General features: G+C 38.2%; 17 protein-coding genes and 1 tRNA gene. 11 read left to right on the top strand and 7 right to left on the bottom strand.

The genetic code is table 11. The annotated features are described in order from the left end of the window. Nucleotides 1-61 precede the first annotated feature (61 nt). The 5 genes from JEM65_RS02445 to JEM65_RS02425 all read left to right on the top strand — a co-directional run bounded on the left by JEM65_RS02445 (nt 62) and on the right by JEM65_RS02425 (nt 6,094). Nucleotides 62-1,420 carry a dihydrolipoyl dehydrogenase family protein gene (locus tag JEM65_RS02445; RefSeq protein WP_199596964.1) on the top strand — a complete coding sequence of 453 codons (1,359 nt, stop codon included), beginning with the start codon at nt 62-64 and terminating at the stop codon, nt 1,418-1,420. Nucleotides 1,421-1,428: 8 nt separating this feature from the next. After that, nucleotides 1,429-2,022, top strand: a complete 594-nt coding sequence (locus JEM65_RS02440; RefSeq protein WP_199596963.1) for a uracil-DNA glycosylase family protein — start codon at nt 1,429-1,431, stop codon at nt 2,020-2,022. Between the two features lie 479 nt (nt 2,023-2,501). Next, nucleotides 2,502-2,924 (top strand): OsmC family protein, encoded by a 423-nt coding sequence (locus JEM65_RS02435; RefSeq protein ID WP_199596962.1) that lies wholly within the window; start codon nt 2,502-2,504, stop codon nt 2,922-2,924. 83 nt (nt 2,925-3,007) lie between these two features. Further along, nucleotides 3,008-4,699, top strand: coding sequence for a single-stranded-DNA-specific exonuclease RecJ (recJ, locus tag JEM65_RS02430; RefSeq protein ID WP_199596961.1), 1,692 nt, complete (start codon nt 3,008-3,010; stop codon nt 4,697-4,699). A 114-nt stretch (nt 4,700-4,813) separates the two neighbouring features. Then, complete coding sequence (locus JEM65_RS02425) at nt 4,814-6,094, top strand: MFS transporter (protein WP_199596960.1); 1,281 nt, start codon at nt 4,814-4,816, stop codon at nt 6,092-6,094. Here the strand turns inward: JEM65_RS02425 and JEM65_RS02420 are convergent. Together JEM65_RS02420 and JEM65_RS02415 are read right to left on the bottom strand one after the other, a co-directional pair. Next, nucleotides 6,091-6,843, bottom strand: coding sequence for a UDP-2,3-diacylglucosamine diphosphatase (locus JEM65_RS02420; RefSeq protein WP_199596959.1), 753 nt, complete (start codon nt 6,841-6,843; stop codon nt 6,091-6,093). The genes JEM65_RS02425 and JEM65_RS02420 overlap by 4 nt on opposite strands. A 126-nt stretch (nt 6,844-6,969) precedes the next feature. Then, entirely contained in the window at nt 6,970-7,419 is a 450-nt protein-coding gene (locus JEM65_RS02415; RefSeq protein WP_199596958.1) for a 6-pyruvoyl trahydropterin synthase family protein, read from the bottom strand. A 116-nt stretch (nt 7,420-7,535) separates the two neighbouring features. On the opposite strand from JEM65_RS02415, the gene JEM65_RS02410 reads away from it, so the two are divergent. Then, a complete protein-coding gene (locus JEM65_RS02410; protein WP_199596957.1) occupies nt 7,536-8,177 on the top strand; it encodes a 2OG-Fe(II) oxygenase in 642 nt (213 codons plus the stop codon). A gap of 127 nt (nt 8,178-8,304) precedes the next feature. Here JEM65_RS02410 and JEM65_RS02405 read toward each other — a convergent pair whose 3' ends face one another. Together JEM65_RS02405 and JEM65_RS02400 are read right to left on the bottom strand one after the other, a co-directional pair. Next, nucleotides 8,305-9,639 (bottom strand): MATE family efflux transporter, encoded by a 1,335-nt coding sequence (locus JEM65_RS02405; protein ID WP_199596956.1) that lies wholly within the window; start codon nt 9,637-9,639, stop codon nt 8,305-8,307. Continuing rightward, entirely contained in the window at nt 9,636-10,136 is a 501-nt protein-coding gene (locus tag JEM65_RS02400) for a GNAT family N-acetyltransferase (protein ID WP_199596955.1), read from the bottom strand. Before JEM65_RS02400 ends, JEM65_RS02405 begins: the two co-directional genes overlap by 4 nt. A gap of 42 nt (nt 10,137-10,178) precedes the next feature. Between JEM65_RS02400 and JEM65_RS02395 the strand changes: the two genes are divergently transcribed. The 5 genes from JEM65_RS02395 (at nt 10,179) to JEM65_RS02375 (ending at nt 14,330) form a co-directional block, all read left to right on the top strand. Next, nucleotides 10,179-10,976 (top strand): universal stress protein, encoded by a 798-nt coding sequence (locus tag JEM65_RS02395; RefSeq protein ID WP_199596954.1) that lies wholly within the window; start codon nt 10,179-10,181, stop codon nt 10,974-10,976. A 215-nt stretch (nt 10,977-11,191) separates the two neighbouring features. Next, nucleotides 11,192-11,434, top strand: a complete 243-nt coding sequence (locus JEM65_RS02390) for a GIY-YIG nuclease family protein (RefSeq protein WP_199596953.1) — start codon at nt 11,192-11,194, stop codon at nt 11,432-11,434. 94 nt (nt 11,435-11,528) lie between these two features. Further along, nucleotides 11,529-11,771: a GIY-YIG nuclease family protein gene (locus JEM65_RS02385; RefSeq protein ID WP_199596952.1), complete on the top strand. Its 243-nt coding sequence runs from the start codon at nt 11,529-11,531 to the stop codon at nt 11,769-11,771. Next, nucleotides 11,762-11,835, top strand: a tRNA-Ala gene (locus JEM65_RS02380). The genes JEM65_RS02385 and JEM65_RS02380 overlap by 10 nt, the downstream gene beginning before the upstream one ends. A gap of 122 nt (nt 11,836-11,957) precedes the next feature. Beyond that, entirely contained in the window at nt 11,958-14,330 is a 2,373-nt protein-coding gene (locus JEM65_RS02375; protein ID WP_199596951.1) for a hybrid sensor histidine kinase/response regulator, read from the top strand. Here the strand turns inward: JEM65_RS02375 and JEM65_RS02370 are convergent. From JEM65_RS02370 to kbl, 3 genes are all read right to left on the bottom strand, one after another. Then, nucleotides 14,327-17,086, bottom strand: a complete 2,760-nt coding sequence (locus tag JEM65_RS02370; RefSeq protein WP_199596950.1) for a PD-(D/E)XK nuclease family protein — start codon at nt 17,084-17,086, stop codon at nt 14,327-14,329. The two genes, JEM65_RS02375 and JEM65_RS02370, sit on opposite strands and share 4 nt — an antisense overlap. 66 nt (nt 17,087-17,152) lie before the next feature. After that, entirely contained in the window at nt 17,153-18,514 is a 1,362-nt protein-coding gene (locus tag JEM65_RS02365; RefSeq protein ID WP_199596949.1) for an OmpA family protein, read from the bottom strand. Nucleotides 18,515-18,638: 124 nt separating this feature from the next. Then, nucleotides 18,639-19,835: a glycine C-acetyltransferase gene (gene kbl, locus JEM65_RS02360; RefSeq protein WP_199596948.1), complete on the bottom strand. Its 1,197-nt coding sequence runs from the start codon at nt 19,833-19,835 to the stop codon at nt 18,639-18,641. Nucleotides 19,836-19,853 lie beyond the last annotated feature (18 nt).

Genomic DNA, 19,853 nt, shown 5'->3' with positions numbered 1-19,853 from the left:
AGATTTTCCCTAACATATTCTGGTAAGAACTTTAGTATCTTATTAGCCATATATAGAGATTATGAAAAACAAACATTACAACGTTTTTATCATTGGTAGTGGTGTTGCCGGGCAAACGGCAGCTGAGATATGTGCCGAAAATGACTTGAGTGTCGCCATTGCTGACAATAGAGAATTTGGAGGCACCTGTGCGAATAGAGGCTGCGATTCCAAAAGAATAGTATTGCAGTTTTCAAAACTGATTTACCAAAGTCGGAATTTGAAAGGGTCAGGAATTCAAAAAATGCCCAAATTGAATTGGAAGAAAGTCCAAAAATTTAAACGCTCATTCTCTAATCCCATTCCGCCAAATACTGAAGAGAAAATGAAAGGCTTCGGCATTGCAATGTACCATCAATCGCCAAAATTTATCAGTAAAAATGAAGTGGAAGTCGAAGGTAAAGTGGTTTCTGCAGATTATTTTGTGATTGCCACAGGAAACATTCCTAGACCACTTGATATTGATGGGAAGGAGTACCTAAAAGTAAGTGAAGATATTCTGAATTTAAAGAAAATCCCAAAATCCATCACATTTATTGGATCAGGATATATCACCATGGAGTTTGCATGTATGTTGGCCACATTGGGTTCAAAAGTTACCGTTCTGGAAAGCGCTGAAACGGCGCTGGGAGACTTTGATCAATTTCTGGTTAAAAAATTGATTGCGAAGTTGGAAAGCTTAGGTGTGAAATTTGTTTTTAATGCTGAGGTTACAGCAGTTGAGAAATTGAAGAAGAATAAAAAGGTTTTTTATAGCTATAATGGGAAAACCAAAACCCAAAAATCCAGAATGGTCATTAATGCAACGGGAAGAATTCCTGCCATTGAAGCTTTAGAACTGGATAAGGCCGGTATTGATGCTGATAAAAATGGTATTGTAGTCAATGATTATTTACAAAGTAAATCCCACCCAAAGGTTTATGCCTGTGGAGACGTTTCTAATAAATCGCCGTCATTAACCCCACTTTCGGGATTGCAAGGTTATATTGTTGGGAACAATGTGATAAAAGAAAAATCAAAGACCTTAGATGTCCCTTGTGTGCCGTCCACAGTGTTTACAACTCCAAATTTATCTTCAGTAGGGTATGGTGAAGAAGACGCCAAGGCGCGTTACAAAAATATCAGGGTCTATCAAGGCGATTCTAGTGGTTGGTATAATGCCAAAAAAGAGAACGAAGACACCTATGCGTATACCATATTGGTGAATGAGCGCACGGATGAAATTGTGGGCGCTCATATTTTAAGTTCGGAGGCGAATGAAAGCATCAATGTATTTGCAGCCGCTATTTATAATAGTATGACCAGCAAAGAATTTAAGCGGATGATGATGACCTATCCGTCGTTTGGTATGGACATGAAAAAGATGATGGAAAATAAGTAATCATTGGGATGCAAGATTTACGTCAAAGCATAAAAAACTGCATGCTGTGTAAAGCGCATTTACCGCTAGGACCAAGACCGGTTGTTACCTTCAATTCCACTTCTAAAATTGTGATTATTGGACAGGCGCCGGGTACCAAAGTGCATGCCTCTGGAATTCCTTGGGATGACGCCAGCGGGAAGCAACTGCGAAGTTGGTTAGGCGTAACCGCTGAAGAATTTTATGATGAAAGGAATTTTGCCATCATTCCGATGGGCTTTTGTTATCCAGGACGAGGGAAGGGCGGCGATTTACCACCACGACCAGAATGCGCCCCGCAATGGCATACTCAACTTTGGGAGGTGATGCCAAATGTAAAATTGGTGTTATTAATTGGAATGTATGCCCAAAAATATTATTTAAAGAAAGACGCTAAAAAGACCTTGACGGAAACGGTGGATAATTATCAAGAGTATTTGCCCAGATTTTTTCCGTTGCCGCATCCCTCACCGCGAAATCGGTTTTGGTTGACGCGGAACCCTTGGTTTGAGAAGGAGGTTGTGCCGGAATTGAAGCAATCCATACAATCCATATTAACGAATAGTATTCAAGATGGAGATTAGTTTATCTGTTTGAAAAACTATAAGATAAAACAGACCGCAGGACATCGGGAGTATAACCCAAAACACAAAAAATTTGAGACACTTTAATGTGTGCTTTCCTTTGAGGTTTATTGTAATTAGTCCCATGTTTAGGTTATTTAATATCAAAATAGAGTTTTGCTTGACTGTGTTTCTTTTATCGGAATGACTATTAAAAAATTCTTTCTATTCATTTGTTAAGCAAATCTACCTTCATTGATAATTTTCTCTCGTTACAAATAATAAAAATAAGGATTTCGTCATAAGTTAAATTATCGAGGAGTCTGGTTTCAAATGAACCTCTTCTTCATGGGATTGGAAGCAAACTTTGTTAGGTTTCTCAAAATTATGTATTCTATCGGGACTCAAATTTATTGCCATCTACCAAAGAGGTAATCTTGATATTTAGTAGTATTTTTGGATAACGAGATTAAGAACATAAAAATTTAAAATACACATACATGGATCATAAAGTTATTACCCATTGGAAAGGAAATTCTCAATTTGAATCTGATAATCCGAGCGGAAAAACCCTATTAATCGACACTTCAGAAGAAGATGGCGGCAACAATTCTGGTTTACGTCCAAAAGCGATGATGCTTTCGGCTTTGGCGGGGTGTTCAGGTCTGGATGTGGTTTCTATCCTAAAGAAAATGAAAGTTGACATTTCAGATTTCAGAATGGATACTTATGGCGAATTGACGGAAGAACACCCGAAAACGTATCACACGGTGTCTGTAGAATATCACTTTTATGGTAACGATTTAAATGAAGATAAAATCAAAAAAGCAGTGGATTTATCTATTGAGAAATATTGTGGCGTTATGGAAATGTTTAAAAAGTTTGCCAAAGTGAACACGTCTATTCATTATCATAATAACTAAGTTTTATACCAAGACCTCACAGGTTTTTAAAACCTGTGAGGTCTGATCTATTATAAATCATCCAACCATAAATCATTCCCAACATGCGCTGGACCTTAAAACCCAAACCAGAGCTTTCCAAAATAAAGGATCTAGCGGAAGCCCTTCAAGTGGGGGATTCTATTGCGTCTTTATTGCTGCAACGAGGCATTGAAACCTATGAGTCCGCCAAACAGTTTTTTAGGCCAAGTCTAAGCGATCTTCACGATCCCTTTTTAATGACTGATATGGACAAGGCTGTAGCACGCATTGAGCAAGCCTTTGCCAAGGGTGAGAATATATTGGTTTTTGGCGATTACGATGTGGATGGCACCACCTCAGTAGCCTTGATGTCGTCCTATTTAAAAACGAGAATCGATACTGTGGCTACCTACATTCCGGATCGGTATGGAGAAGGTTATGGGGTGTCTATAAAAGGCATCGACTTTGCGGATGACAATGACTTTTCTTTAATCATCGCGCTAGATTGCGGGATTAAAGCCATTGATAAAGTCGCCTACGCGAAAGAAAAAGGAATCGATTTTATTATTTGCGACCATCACAGGCCCGGTGCTCAACTCCCGGATGCCGTTGCCATCTTAGATCCTAAACGTGATGATTGTAACTACCCCTATGACGAGTTGTGTGGTTGCGGGGTTGGTTTTAAATTGGTTCAGGCCTTAGCGTCAAATGATGGTAAATCTATTGAAGATTTGATAGCCTATCTTGACTTGGTGGCCACTGCTATTGGCGCGGATATTGTTCCAATTACGGGAGAAAATAGGACTTTGGCGTATTTTGGCCTACAAGTAATTAATGAGCATCCGCGTGCGGGCATCAAAGCAATTATTGATCAAACCAAGAAAACCGAAATGACCATTACTGATGTGGTTTTTATCGTCGCGCCAAGAATCAATGCTGCAGGGCGGATGAAACACGGTAATTATGCTGTCACTTTATTAACAGAGGAAGACCAGGAACTTGCACAAACCTATGCCGCACAAATTGAACAATTCAATTCTGATAGAAAAGAAGCCGATCAACAAATAACCCAAGAAGCCTTACTCCAAATAGAGGAATTTAAAGAACAAGAACGGCTCACCTCTGTGGTATATCATGAGTCTTGGCATAAAGGGGTGATAGGGATTGTGGCGTCTCGATTGATTGAAACCTATTACAGACCTACCTTGGTGTTTACCAAAAGTGGCGATAGATTAGCTGCTTCGGCACGCTCAGTTAGTGGTTTTGATGTGTATAACGCGCTTGAAGCCTGTAGCCATCATATTGAACAATTTGGGGGTCATAAGTATGCGGCAGGGTTGACCATGAAATCTGAAAATTATGACGCGTTTAAGCAAGCTTTTGAAGATGAGGTTTCCAACACTATAGATAAAGCGCTATTGACTCCAGAAATTAGAGTAGATATGGCGATCGACTTCAAAGATATTACCCCGAAATTTTACCGAATTCTGAAACAATTCGCTCCTTTTGGACCCGGAAATATGGCGCCGATTTTTATGACCGAAAACTTACAGGATACTGGCTATGGTAAATGCGTGGGTGGCGATGATAAGCATTTAAGAATTACCGCCAAGCAAGGACACTCCCAACAAATTGTAGGTATTGGGTTTAATTTGGGTGATAAATGTGAACTCATCACTGATAAAAAACCGTTTAAGGCCGTGTATTCCATTGATGAGAACCATTGGCAGGGTAATGTGAGTTTGCAATTGAAGTTAAGGGATATCAAACTCTGATTTTAATTTATTCGCTTCCAGAAATTAAATTAATGGCAGTTTGTTTTATTTTTGTGTCAAACTTCAATCGCCTTTCAAGATGCACAAGCCTGTATTGCGAAAGGACTGACACTTATGGAACAACAACCAATTAAGAAAGATCCGTACGCCGCACTCCGCATCAAGGAATTCAATATTTTTTTATTAGTTCGTTTTGCACTCGTCTTTGCCTGGTCTATGCAATTTATTGTGATTGAATGGCAAGTGTATTCCATAACAAAAGATCCGTTGTCATTAGGACTTATCGGACTCATGGAAATTGTTCCGGCCTTGTCCATGGCACTTTTTGCAGGACATATTGTGGATCAAAGTGAAAAACGCGGACTGCTTATCAAATGCATTGTTGGATTCTCAATCATCAGTTTAGGACTCTTTTTATTGACTTGGCCTTTAGTGGTGGACAATTGGTCCACCACTATGGTACTCTATAGTATTTATGCCTTAGTATTTATGGGAGGCTTGGTGCGGGCGTTTATCGGACCCACGGTGTTTTCATTAATTGCTTTGATTGTGCCTAAAAAATTATATCCCAATGCGGCCACTTGGAGCAGTTCTACATGGCAAGTGGCGTCGGTTTTAGGTCCAGCTTTGGCGGGTTTTAGTATCAGCTGGATTGGTGTGCATTGGTCCATGTGTCTAATTTTGGCGTTCGCCTTGTTGGCTTTGGTCAACTTGCTTCGTATTCCTAAAAAGCCGATTTTAAATCCTAAAATTGGCGAACCTGTCATGCAAAGCTTAAAGGAGGGTGTCAAATTTGTGTTTAAAACAAAAGCGGTATTGGGAGCTTTGACGTTGGATATGGTCGCGGTGCTTTTTGGAGGTGCTATTGCCCTATTGCCCATATTTGCGCAGGATATTCTTGAAGTGGGCTCTGAAGGATTTGGTGTGTTACGGGCCGCACCGGCAGTAGGTGCATTTCTTACAATGTTAATTACAGCCTATATCCCGATCAGTAAAAATGCAGGAATGAAACTCTTGGCGGCTATTTTTGGTTTTGGGGTTTGTATTATCGTGTTTGGTCTGTCTTCCATCTTTTGGGTGTCCGTTGTCGCCTTGTTTTTCAGCGGGGTGACGGATGGCGTTTCTATGGTGATTCGTCAAACCATCTTGCAGTTAAAAACACCGGATCATATGCGTGGGCGGGTAGCTTCAGTAAACTCCATGTTTGTAGGATCTTCCAATGAGCTTGGCGCTTTTGAAAGTGGCGTGACCGCAAAGCTGATGGGAACTGTGACTGCCGTTGTTTTTGGAGGTACGATGACCATACTGACAGTGGTAACTACAGGGCTTGTTTCTCCGTCATTTAGAAAATTGGATCTGAGAAAAGATTTGGAAGCGCACGAAAAGGAAGTTTAGTAGGTTTTTAACTCAAATGTCTCACCGTCAAAAACACCATAGGTAAAATACTGAATCCAATCGCCTAAGTTGAGGTAGGTTGAATGGTCATTTAACTTTATTTCCAGAGGTAAATGGCGGTGACCAAATACAAAATAGTCGCGGTGCTTATCTTCTAATTTTCGTTTGGAATACTGAACCAACCACTCTTTTTCTTCGCCTAAAAATTTGGCATCGCCATCTCCCGAGATCAATTTATTTTTTACAGAGAGATGTTGGGCAAGTTTCACGCCTAAATCAGGGTGGAGCCATCTGAAACACCATTGAAAAAACGGGTTGGTAAACACTTTTTTCATACGTTTATAGCCTTTATCGTGAGGGCCCAAACCATCACCATGACCTATAAAAAAGAGTTTGTCATTAAAAATGAACTCCTTCGGTTTATGAAATACCTCAATATTAAGCTCTTCCTCAAAATAGCCATGCATCCACAAATCGTGATTGCCCACAAAATAATAGATGGGAATGCCAGAATCACTGATTTCGGCGAGTTTCCCTAAAGTCCGTGTAAACCCTTTCGGGACAACGGTTTTGTATTCAAACCAAAAATCGAATAAATCGCCCAGAAGAAATATAGCTGCTGCATCATCTTTGATGTCGTCTAACCAAGCCACAAATTTCTTTTCACGCGGAAACGATTGTGCATTGGTAGGCGCTCCCAAATGGTTGTCAGAAGCAAAGTAAATTTTTTTTCCTTTGGGAATATTCATCAAACAAAGATATTAATTCCTGCCAAAGCAAGAATTTCATAATTAAACACTAGAGACTGAAGACTGCCAACTTTAGACTGCCAACTGATTACTGCCAACTGTAAACTGAGCACTGCCAACTAAACACTAGTTATCACTCGCAAACCATTCTGCAAAACTGGTATCAGTTTCCTGAAGTCTCAAAGCATACAGTTGTATGGTTTCTGGTAAATGTTTTTTAATCTTTTGCGCAAAATCAATCACCATCATTTCACTGGTAGGCTGGTAATCGACTAAAAGCACGTTGTGGTCTCTATCTGCCAATTCTTTCGCCAATTCTACATGTGGTGTGTTTTTATTGAATACAGTGGCATGGTCAAAAATATCCACAATTTCGGATTTAACAATTTTTTTCAAATCAGAAAAGTCAATCACCATCCCGTATTTAACGTTAGAAGGATCACTTATTGGCGTACCAATAACGGTAACCGATAATTTATAACTGTGTCCGTGCACATTTTTGCACTTGCCATCATAACCATAAAGGGCATGGCCGGTTTCAAAAGAAAATTGTTTGGTAATTCGGATTTTGCTCATATAGCGTCAATTTACTGCAAAGATATTCAAATTGTAAAAGGAAACCGTTTTTAGATTACATTTGGTCGAGAATCGTCACGTATTTATTTGAATTTCTCCTTTTAATTTGCTTTTAAATGAATCAACTTTTTGAAGAGATTGCCTTTGTTGAAAATCCTTTATACGAAAAGATCATAGAGGATATTATTGCGCAAAAGTATGCCATTGTTGAAGATTTTTTTACTGATGAAGAGGTCCAAATGTTGCGGCAATCTTTAATTGACAAACACGAAGAAGATGTGTTTAAAAAAGCCGCCATTGGCAATAGAGTCAATGAAGTTATCGTAAAATCCATTAGAGGCGATGTCATCTTATGGATTGACGAGGCGCATACCAATGCTGCAGAACATCTATTCTTTAATAAAATTAATAGTTTGATCAATTATCTTAATAAGACCTGTTTTTTAGGAATTCTTCGTAAGGAATTCCACTATGCCGTATATCCTCAAGGCACGTTTTATAAACGTCACTTAGATACGTTTCAAAATGACGACCGTCGAAAACTTTCGTTTGTATGTTATCTGAATGAAGCGGGTTGGTTGCCAGAAAATGGTGGCGAATTGGTGTTGTATTTAGATGACAACGGCAAGGAAGTGGAAAAGGTAATTTATCCGTTTCCAGGTAGGGTGGTTATTTTTGAAAGTCAAATCCTTGAGCACGAAGTAAAACCCGTCCATACCCAAAGATTGAGTATTACAGGATGGTTAAAAACGCGTTAAGATTATTTGTTTTTTCTGCGGTTATAAACATAGACCACAATCAACACAATAGCTAAGATTAAAAACAAGCCATTACCACCTAAAAAATTTAGAAATTCCATAGTTTTTTAATTATTCGTTGTCAAAGTTAATCGTTTTGAGGAGTTGGCAAAAAGAGTTGTCTAAATTTTATGATCAATGGTAAGCCTCTTGCAAGCATCCAAAAGGTCATCGCTATAAAAATGGCGTAGAGTTGATATTCCAAATAATCTAAATAGAGGAGGATTGGTAAAAAGACTAAGAATGTCGCACCTAACAAGACATTCCGTAGGTATTTCATACGCCCTAATCCTTTAAACATGCCATCAAAAATAAACGCTAAGGCACAAATGGGCTGCATCACAAGAACAATCCAAAACACCTCATAAAAGGCTTCTAAAACCGCAGGATCATTAGAAAATAAATTGCCCAAAGGATAGTATAATAGTGCTCCAATGGCCGCCAACCCAACACCTACCAAAATCCCATATTTTATAAGCTTATTACTTAGGGCTATTAATAAGTCTGGTCTGTTTGCTCCAAACAATTTTCCTGAAAGAATATTTCCTGCACTGGCATAGCCATCAATAATAAATGCGCCCAAAAACCATAAATTAATAGCAATGGTATAAGCAGCAATGTATTCTTTTCCGTAGCTGGTAGCATAGGCGTTTGCAAAATATAGGGTGACGTTTAAGGCTAAGGTTCTGACGAAGAGGTTGGCAATCATCAATAAAAATCGGTTGATTTCTTTATTGAATGGAAAGGTTATTTTTAGAGGAATAACCGTTTTTGTGAGTAAAAAATAAGCGGAACATAGAGCCATTAGAAATTGGGCAGCAACACTGGCATAGGCGGCACCTTCAATATACATGGGCTCAACGTAGCCACTTACGCCATACACGAGTATGATGTCTAAAATAATATTTGTAGAGGCCCCTATAATAGCAATAATCATAGGGTAGAAGGTGTTTTGTAAACCTCTAAAAGCTCCAAATACGGCAATGGTAAACAAGGTAAATGGAAAACCAAAGACGCGAATTCTATAATAGGTAACGCAATACTCTAAAATTAAATCGGAGGCATTATAAAGCTTAAAAATAAATTGCGCAAACGGGTAGGTGCCCAAAATAATCAAAACGCTTAATGACGTAATGATGAAAATGGCCTGTGCCGGCAAGGATTTGATGTCGTCCAATTGGTCTGAGCCCACATATTGCGAGACAATTGACGAAATAGCGCTGCGGGTTTGGCCCAACACCCAAATGAGCATGGAGATGAAGGCGCCAACAATGCCTACGGCTGCTAAAGACTCTGTGGCATTTACATCAATATTGCCCACAATTGCCGTATCTGTGATTGACAAGATTGGTTCTGATACCCCGGCAATAAGGGCAGGTATGGCAATGCGGTTGATATTTTTTAAACTGATGGTGGAATTCACAGGATGTATTCGTAACAATAAAATGGATGTTCACTTTGTTTAGGAAAATAAATGGATCCTAAACGCTTATAGCCGCGAAGTTCGTAAAATTTTTGGTTTCTATGGTTCTGGGAAAAGGTATCCAAGCGTATAGAAGCAAAACCATTTTCTTTACCAAAATTTTCAGCAAAATCCATCAGTTGCTGTGCATACCCTTGACCTTGATAATCTGGATGCACGGACAGACGGTGGATATATAAATTGTTTTGGTTGGGAGTTAACCACACTATCGGTTCATATTCCGTGTCCATCAAGGTAGAAATCACAATCGATCCAATAACAGTCTCTTCATGAATTAAAACATAGAGTTCATCTCTTTGGATATCTTTTTCAAAGGCAGTGCCGCTTGGGTAATGCTCATTCCATTGATAAATACCTTTGTGTACCATCGTGATGGCGCAAGCCTTAGTAACAACTAATATTTCGTCAATATCTTTAGAGGTTGCTTTCCGAATCATTTTAATGTCTATTTTTGCCCAAATTTAGTATTAAAATTACACATGAAGACTATTTTAGTTCCAGTAGGATCGTCAAAAAATGCCGTAAGCCATTTGCAATATGCAGTTGATTTTGCCCGAGCATTTGGCGCTAAGTTATATGTTGTACACATCTTTAATGTCACTACCAAAACGGGTGCCAACATAAAGGGTGAAGCCCTCATTGAGCGCGAAAGTATGGATTTTTTAAAGGCGCACGTCGCTAAAGTTGATACCACCGGTGTTGCCGTGGTTGTAAAAACCTTTAAAGGGAAATTGATACCAACATTAGAACTTGTTTGTCAGACTGCGGATATTGATTTAATCTTGGTGGAACCAAGAACAAATTCTATTAAGGAGGAAGTGTATTTAGGTAAAACTTCTGGTAAAATTATTAAACAAACTAATATTCCAGCTCTAATAGTACCAGAGGAATTTACGTTTAAACCCATAGACACTATTTTAATTGCTTTAAAATCAGCCGTCATTAAAAAAGATGATGTGTTTACGCCATTAATTTCAATAAAACGGCAATTCAATTCAAAAATTAATTTACTTTTGATCCAGACTCCGTTCTATAATGAAGGCGACTTTGTTATAAATAAAGAGTTGGCAGATTTGTTAAGCCACACAACATATAGTACAAATGCTACAACATTTCAGGGCGTTTTGGAAAATTATAAGGATAGTAAACCCAATATGCTATGTGTGGTAAGACGAAAAAGAGGATTTTTTACGAAGATTTGGGAGAATAATACCATTCTTAAAAAAGATTTTAATAGCTCCACACTGCCAGTGCTGGTTTTAGGTGGTTTAAAATAAAATTTCAAACCATAAAAGCGAGAAGAACGAGAGAAAAGTATTTAAAATCTGCCGCTGGTCGAAGGTGGCGTAAACATAATTTGGGGATGTAGCCCGCCTAAACGAATTTTATTCGGGCAGGCCCGCCTGAACGAATTCATTGGGGCAGGCTCAGTTGGCTACCCGCCCGAACGTACCGTTCGGTACGGGCGGGGAGCGCTTTAAGGCTGGACATTATGTATGTTGTTTATATCATATATAGTATTAAATTTGACCGCTATTATGTTGGTATGTCATCAGATTTCAAAGAGAGACTGAAAACACATAATTCTGGACAAGTAAAGTCAACGAAGGCATTTCGGCCGTGGGATTTGTTTCATTTAGAAGAATTTGAAACGAGAACAGAGGCTAGAACGAAAGAAAAGTATTTAAAATCTGCCACTGGTCGAAGGTGGCGCAAACATAATTTGGGGATGTAGCCCGCCTGAACGAATTCATTGGGGCAGGCTCAGTTGGCTACCCGCCCGAACGTACCGTTCGGTACGGGCGGGGAGCGCTTTAAGGCTGGACATTATGTATGTTGTTTATATCATATATAGTATTAAATTTGACCGTTATTATGTTGGTATGTCATCAGATTTCAAAGAGAGACTGAAAACACATAATTCTGGACAAGTAAAGTCAACGAAAGCATTTCGGCCGTGGGATTTGTTTCATTTAGAAGAATTTGAAACGAGAACAGAGGCTAGAACGAGAGAAAAGTATTTAAAATCTGCCGCTGGTCGAAGGTGGCGTAAACATAATTTGGGGATGTAGCTCAGTTGGCTAGAGCGCTTGGCTGGCAGCCAAGAGGTCGTCGGTTCGAGCCCGATCTTCTCCACGGGAAAAGCAATGCGAAAGCGTTGCTTTTTTGTTTTTATGTTGTTCTAACGCTATTTAATCTTACATTTAAACCATATCTATTGTTTTTTCGTAAGTTTAAAGTGTTTAAAGGCCCCAACCATGAAACAAAAACTACTCCTACTTTGTGCCTATTTTATATGTGCTGGCTTGTCAGCTCAAAATCTTATTTATAATTCTTCAACCAGCAAGGGAGAACTTTATGAATACGCTGATTTTATCAACGTTGGAGAAAATGATTACAGCCTAGCTGAGTTTCTTCAACAACAGGACACATTTACAGGATTCAACAGTCTGAAATCTGAAAATCACAGTGTTGGGTTTACATCTGACCATTATTGGATGCGTTTTAAAATGCAGAACATCACTGATGTCCCAATTGTTTATTATTTGGAAACGGCACGTCCTGTCACTGACAAAGCTGATTTGTATCAAACTTTAGACTCTGGTATCATCCATTTTCAAAGTGGTGATCAAATTAAGTTTGAAGACCGCCAAATACCACATCGTTCCACGGTTTTTAAAATTATGTTATCCCCTCAAACAGTACAGCAATTCTATATTCATTTAAAGAGTGATGGTGAAACAATTAATTTACCATTGGCTCTGTATTCAGAAACAGCATTCTGGATCATGAACTATAAGCAACAGTTATTTCTTGGACTGTTTTATGGTATGCTTTTTTTAGCGGGAATCATCTACTTATTTTTTTATATAAGTTTAAAAGCTAAATCTTTTTTGTACTATGGCATTTATGTGTTTTCAATCGGCTTATTGCAAAGCACATTGGACGGCTTTATTTTTCAGTATATATTCCCAAATGGTGGCTTTTTTAATGATAAAGCTGTGTTGTTTACGGCATTGGCCACCAATTTTTTTCTCCTAAAATATTGCGAGCATTTTTTAAGTGTCCAAACACAGCTCAATTCTTCCTATAAATGGTACAAATTTTTCTATGTAGTGATAGGGATTTTACTTCTAATGGTACTTATAAGCCCAAAAATGATGGCTTTTGTGTATCCGTTGAGTAATATAAACGGATTGATAAGCTTGTCTTTAATTCTGACAACGGTTTTTGTGATGCGCTACAAAGGTATGGCAGTTGATTCATTTTTTTCTATTGGAATATTCTTTTTAGTAGTAGGGCTTTTAGGATTTGTCATGAATAATTTGAGTTTGTTGCCGAATAATTTTTATACGCTTAACAGTGCTAAGTTTGGAAGTGGTTTGGAAGTTATATTTTTATCGTTATCCATGACGAATCTTATCAAAAGGTTGAGAGAAGAAAAAGAGACTTCCCAAGAAGAAGCTTTGACAAATTCAGAAGAAATAAGCCAACTAAAAACGTATTTCATGTCAAATATGAGCCATGAATTACGAACACCTATTAATGCCATTATGGGTATTGCAGAAATGCAATTAAGTAGCCGTTCTGACCAAGAGCATAAAAAGAATTATGAGATTATCAAAAACGCATCGTTGAGCTTATTGAGCAACATCAATGACATATTAGATTTTGAAAAAATTGAGACTAATGCACTGGAGTTAACCATGGAAGATTTTGATCCTTCAATTGCGCTTAATCAGATTAGCCGTAATTGGAAACTGGAGGCAGAGAGAAAAGGGTTAAAGTACCACTTTGAGATTGATCCTGAGATTCCAGCAATTGTTAAAGGTGATGCTGTACGGTTTGTGCAAATTATCAATAATGTATTGTGCAACGCTGTAAAATTCACAACTATAGGGCAGGTAAAGTTCACTCTAAAATGTACCTTTCAGTCCAAAAATCACTCGCGCTTTTCTTTTCATATTGCGGACACTGGTATTGGAATCAAAGATGACATGAAAAGGTATATGTATGACAGTTTTAGTCAAATGCGTTTAGATCATAAACGCCAAATTGGGGGCATTGGCCTTGGGCTTACGATTGTAAGGCAGCTAGTGGGCCTTTTTAAAGGAACAATTAAATTTGAAAGCAAGGAAGGAGAAGGCACTAGTGTTTTTATCGACTTGCCTATTGAAGTGGTTGCTAGACATAGGGAATATGCGGACGAATCAGTCTTAACAATAAGCTTATTCCCAGAAATGCATATCTTGGTTGTAGAAGATAATGTGCTCAATCAAATGGTGATGAAAAAGTTGTTAGGGTGTTCGCAAAACATCAGTTTTGTTGTTGTAGACAATGGACAGAAGGCTGTGGAAGCTCTTGAAAAAGATGCTTATGATCTTATTTTAATGGATTTGCAGATGCCTATTATGGATGGTTATGAAGCGACACAAATTATACGCAGCGGGATCTTGGGATCCGAAATTGAAGACATCCCCATAATTGCAGTTACTGCAGACGCGATGCAAGAAACACGTCAAAAAGTGTTAGAAATTGGGATGAATGATTATATGACCAAACCTGTTGATAAGGAAGTGCTTATGAAAAAAATTTACCAGCTACGAAGTTTAACATCCAAAACGGCCTAATGTTCAACATCTTTTTCAATAAAATCCAGGTCAGAATTACAAATCTCCAAAATCAATTTTTTAAGTTCTATATAAAACGCCTCTAATGTTTCTGGTGAGATGTTGTGTTCTTTGTCCCTGCTTCTCGCCGATGGTTTTTTTCCAAATTTTAAAAAATAGTCGCCCTGAAGGTTCTTGAAAGAAATAATCCCTGCTTCAATAGGTTGGGCAAATCTTTCAGTTTCATTGAGCATATAGGCATAAGCCAAGATTTGAAAACTTTTACTGTATTTCGTATAATCTGAAGTCATGTCTTCCCATTCGACTATTTCTACTTGCCCTTGGCTGACTTTTCCTGTCTTATAATCAATAATCCTCAGCGTACCATCAAACTCGTCAATTCGATCTACAGAGCCTCTTAAATGAACAGGAAATGCCAGTTCAGGAATGTTGAGTTCAATGTTCAGTTTTTTTTCTAGATCGATAATCTTAATTTGATGTCCCGCTTTTAAGGTTTCCATTTCCTTACTGATAAAATTGGACACATAGCGTTTTGCAACTTCAAGAATGATCAGATTCTTCCCTTTGGTCATGTCGCCTTCCTTATACAACGACTTAAAATGATGTGTGACGCTTTCATTAATCAAGGTTTTCATTTGCTTTAAATGGGCTTCTGTCAAGAATTGACCTTTATAAGGGGTATAAAAGTCCTCCAAAGTTTGATGAATTACACTTCCTAAGGTGTTGGCTGCAACTGTTTCTTCTACATCTTCAAAGCTCTGAATCTTCAGCACCTTTTGATAGTAAAAGTCGATAGGATTTCTGATATAATTGGTGAGAGAGGATGGCGAAAATCCGTTGGTCGCAACTTGCTGTAATTGTTGGGAAACGGATTCGGTTTTTGTAATAATTATGGGCGATTTTTGGGCCACCTCCACTTTAGGAACCACGATACTATGTTTGATGGCGTGGATATTTTCTATTTGAAGCTGCGTGATAAAACGACTTTTCTCACCACCGTTTAACACATCAGGTTCTGTATTATAAATGATATACACGTTTTTGGCACGTTGTAAGAGTCGGTAAAAATGATAGGTATACACCGCATCTTTTTCTTTATAGGTGGGTAAGCCATTCTCAAGTTTAACATCAAAAGGAATAAACGAATTTGTACTTTTTCCAGCCGGAAGGATGCCTTCGTTAACGGAAGAGATAATCACCGTTTCAAAATCGAGCACACGAGATTCCAACATTCCCATAATTTGAAGACCTTGTAAAGGTTCTCCTTGAAAATCTAAGGTTTCACTGCTTAAAAGTTCTCTGTAGAGATAGTAGAGGGTGGTACTGTTGCTAATGAGTGCGTACTTGGTATTGTAACGTTGGAGTTCATTGAAAATCTGGTTGAATCGATACAGGTATTCCAAGGCCAATAGATGTTTTGATTTATCTACATCGAGATGCGCTTTTAGGGTTAAGATGAGTTGAGAGCAGTTTTTAAGTGCTTTTTCTGGGTCATTATGCCAAGATTGAAATAAGAGCCTCATAACATCTTGCTTTGACTCTGCCAACCCAATTAGTTTCTCAACGGTTATGGTTACAATATTGTTGCTCTGGATGTAATTGATAATCTGACTGCTGTAATTGATGTTGTTGTGCGTTAATACAGATTGTATAGAGGCGTGCGATAAAATGGCAACCACATCCTTATAATAAAGTTCATTGGTATGATTTTTTTGAACCTTAAAAAGGGCATCAAATAAGGAAGCCAGAGGCACGGATTTCAAAGGAAGGCCCATGGTAATATTAATGGCCTCTACTTTTTCAGGTATAGAATTGAGTAGTGGCATTAAAAGCGTTTCATCTCCTAACACAACTGCGGTCTTTTTTAAATCGGCCAGTGGTAAACTATCTAACAACGCTCCAATATATTTAACTTGGCCAATGTTTTTTGGAACAGCAATGGTATGAATGTCCTTTGCTACACTGTAATTGTTACCTATCCATTGAATGTTATGATGTTTAAAATAGGGCCAATTTTTAAGATGTTGTCTTATAAATAAGCCGGCATCATGGATCGGGTTGTTTATAAATGCCTGGTCAATATCCCAATAAATGCTGGCTAATTTGTGTTGCAGCAATTCTTGGATAATGCGTTCTTCAGCTTTATTTAGGGCGTTAAAGCCAATAAAAACATGTTGTTTGTTTGGGTTGGAAGCTATGTAAGGTTCAATGCCGTTTACTGCTTCTCTATAGACTAAGCCTTGATATCCTTTTTTGTTTAAGATTAACTCGGCTTTAAATTTAGTGTAGTAAACTTTAAGACGGTTCCAAAAAGATAGATAGTTCTCAATATACGGCGTCTGCGGCTCTGATAACGACCAATGATTTAGTTCTTTAATCGATTTTAGGTATTCAAAAATATAGTCTGGTTCTATAAGGAACCGATCGATTTCATTAAAATCTTGAAGTAGGAGTTGGCCCCATTTAGAAAACTGATCAAAGGTTTCTTGTTGAGGTTCTGGTGTGAGTTCTTTGTAAATCTTGTAGAACTCAAAAAGGAGCTCGGTGTTGGTGGCGTAATTAAGTTCAGACAATTCTTCAACGAATTCTTCAATTGATAAAATTTCTGGCGCAAAAATAGTTTTCGAGATGCTTTGGGAAAGAATGTTCTTTAAGAATGTGCCCGCCCTTTTACTGGGCAAGATAAAGGTCAGATTTGCTATATCCGTCTCTTCTTTTTGTATGTGGTCTATTACTTCTTTTAGAAAACTTGTCATGTTATAAATATAAAAAACGCCCCGAATATCGGAGCGTTTTTTCTAAATATTATTAGGTGTTAAAACTTAGTTTGTAAGTTTTACTTCTACACGTCTGTTGTTAGTTCTACCAGCAGCAGTTTTGTTAGAATCAATTGGATTCTCTTCACCAAAACCTTTCGCTGTTAAACGCTCTGTTTCAATTCCATTTGCAATTAACCAATCTTTTACTGCAGTAGCTCTTCTTTCTGACAATAATTGGTTAGATCTTTCTGATCCAACACTATCAGTATATCCTTCTAGAACGAAAGTTGCTTCTGGATATTTGTGGAAGATAGCATGCATAGACTCTAACGTTTGGATAGATTCTTTTTTGAAGGTAGATTTACCTGTATCAAATAAGATTGTTCTAGCGTACTCGTTAAGAGTTTTCATTTCTTCAACAGTTGGCTTAACTTCAGGACAACCATTGTTTGCTACTGTGCCAGCTTCGTTAGGACATTTGTCATCTTTGTCTAATACACCGTCGCCGTCTGTATCTTTCCAAGGACATCCTTTGTTTGCAGCAGGACCAGCTTCATTAGGACATTCGTCATCTTTATCAGCTACACCATCGCCATCAGCATCAGGACAACCGTTTAATGCTTTCAAGCCAGCAACTGTAGGACATTCGTCTTTGTTATCTGGAACACCATCACCGTCAGTATCAGGACAACCGTTAAACTCAGCTAAACCAGCTTCGTTAGGACAATCATCTTTAGAATCTTCAATACCATCGTTGTCAGAATCTGGACAACCATTAAAAGCTGCTAAACCAGGAACATCCGGACAAGCGTCATCTTTGTCATATACACCGTCTCCATCAGTATCTTTTCCACCGAATTTAAGAGCTAAACCAACAGTATGTTGGAAATGTGTAGCTAAATAGTCTTCAAATGAATGCTTGTAAGCAGACTGTACAGTCATACCGATATTTTCAGAAAACCATAAGTTAAAACCTAAAGTTCCGTTTAAAGTACCTGCACCAATGTCGTCAACCCATGTGTAACCACCACCTACGCCTAAATAAGGCTCAAAAACAGGAGAGTTTACAAGACTTGCAAAACTGTATCTAACTGTACCATCTAATCCATAGTAAGATAAATCATCAGCTGAACTATCTCCAATTTTACTGATTTCGTTGATAGTACCTGCTGCGGTTAATGTAAATCCGTCAGATAGGTATCTAGAAACAGAGATAGAAGATAAAGAAGGCAAGACGTTGTAGTGATCTCCAAAATTGAAGTATTCATCAAAGATTTCACCTTGGCCGTCTTCGCCTGTTGGATAAAAGTCAACTGCGTTCACACCAACCCCAATTGCCCAAGGGTTGTTTTCGTCTTGCGCGTTGGCGTTGCTAAAGCTCAATACAAGCAACATAGCGAAAAATAATCTGCTAAGATTTTTCATATTCTAATAATTTAATTTTAAGTGTTAATTAATGGACAAAAGTAAGTTGTAAAATTTTATTAACAAAGACAAATATATAAAATATTATAGTAATTTTCTTAAAATATCAGTGTTTGGACTGAATTTAAATAATCTCCAAGCTTTTGCCAACCTTAATAAAAGCTGCAATGGCCTTATCTAAATGCGCTTTTGTATGAGCGGCTGAAAGCTGAACTCTAATTCTGGCTTTGTCTTTTGGAACCACGGGAAAAAAGAATCCTATTACATAAATTCCTTCTTGCAGAAGCATGTTTGCCATGGTTTGAGATAATTTTGCGTCATACAACATGACCGGTACAATTGCTGAATCTCCATTGATAATGTCAAATCCTGCTTTTTGCATGCCTTCTTTAAAATAGGCAGTGTTTTCTGCCAGTTGATCTCTTAGCGTGGTATCGTTGGCCAGCATCTCAAATACCTTAATAGAAGCACCAACAATAGCAGGCGCAAGAGAGTTAGAGAACAAATATGGTCTTGAGCGTTGACGCAATAAGGCTATAATTTCTTTTTTACCTGTAGTATAACCACCCATGGCGCCTCCCATAGCCTTACCTAAGGTGCCTGTAATAATGTCAATACGATCCATCACTCCCTTCTCTTCTAAGGTGCCACGACCTGTTTCGCCAATAAATCCAGTAGCATGACATTCGTCAATCATGACCATCGCATCATATTTATCAGCTAAATCACAAATTTTATCCAATGGTGCTACGATACCGTCCATAGAAAATACGCCGTCTGTTACAATAATCTTAAATCGGGCGCCCTTTTCATTGGCAGCGATAAGTTGTTGTTCAAGATCTTCCATATTGCTATTTTCATAACGATATCGAGCTGCTTTGCACAAACGCACCCCATCAATAATGGACGCATGGTTTAAAGAATCTGATATAATAGCGTCATTGGCATCCAATAAAGGTTCAAACACACCACCATTGGCATCAAAGGCCGCAGCATACAAGATGGTATCTTCAGTACCGTAAAATTCGGCAATTTTTTGTTCTAATGTTTTATGGATGTCTTGTGTACCGCAAATAAAGCGTACTGACGACATTCCAAAACCGTGTGAGTCCAAAGTGTCCTTGGCAGCCTTCACGACTTCTGGGTGTGAGGAAAGACCTAAATAATTATTGGCACAAAAATTTAAGACTGTCTCACCAGTGTTCAGTGTGATTTCTGCACCCTGAGGAGAGGTGATAATGCGCTCTTCTTTATAAAGTCCAGCTTCTTTAATGTCTTTAAGTTCTTTTTGTAAGTGTTGTTGTAGTTTGTTGCCGTACATGATGTATTTGATTTTATG

It is taken from the genome of Gelidibacter salicanalis (assembly GCF_016469035.1).
Taxonomy (GTDB): Bacteria; Bacteroidota; Bacteroidia; order Flavobacteriales; family Flavobacteriaceae; genus Gelidibacter; species Gelidibacter salicanalis_A.
The sequence above is the reverse complement of the archived record's forward strand: the minus strand, read 5'-3'. Positions and strand labels throughout refer to the sequence as shown.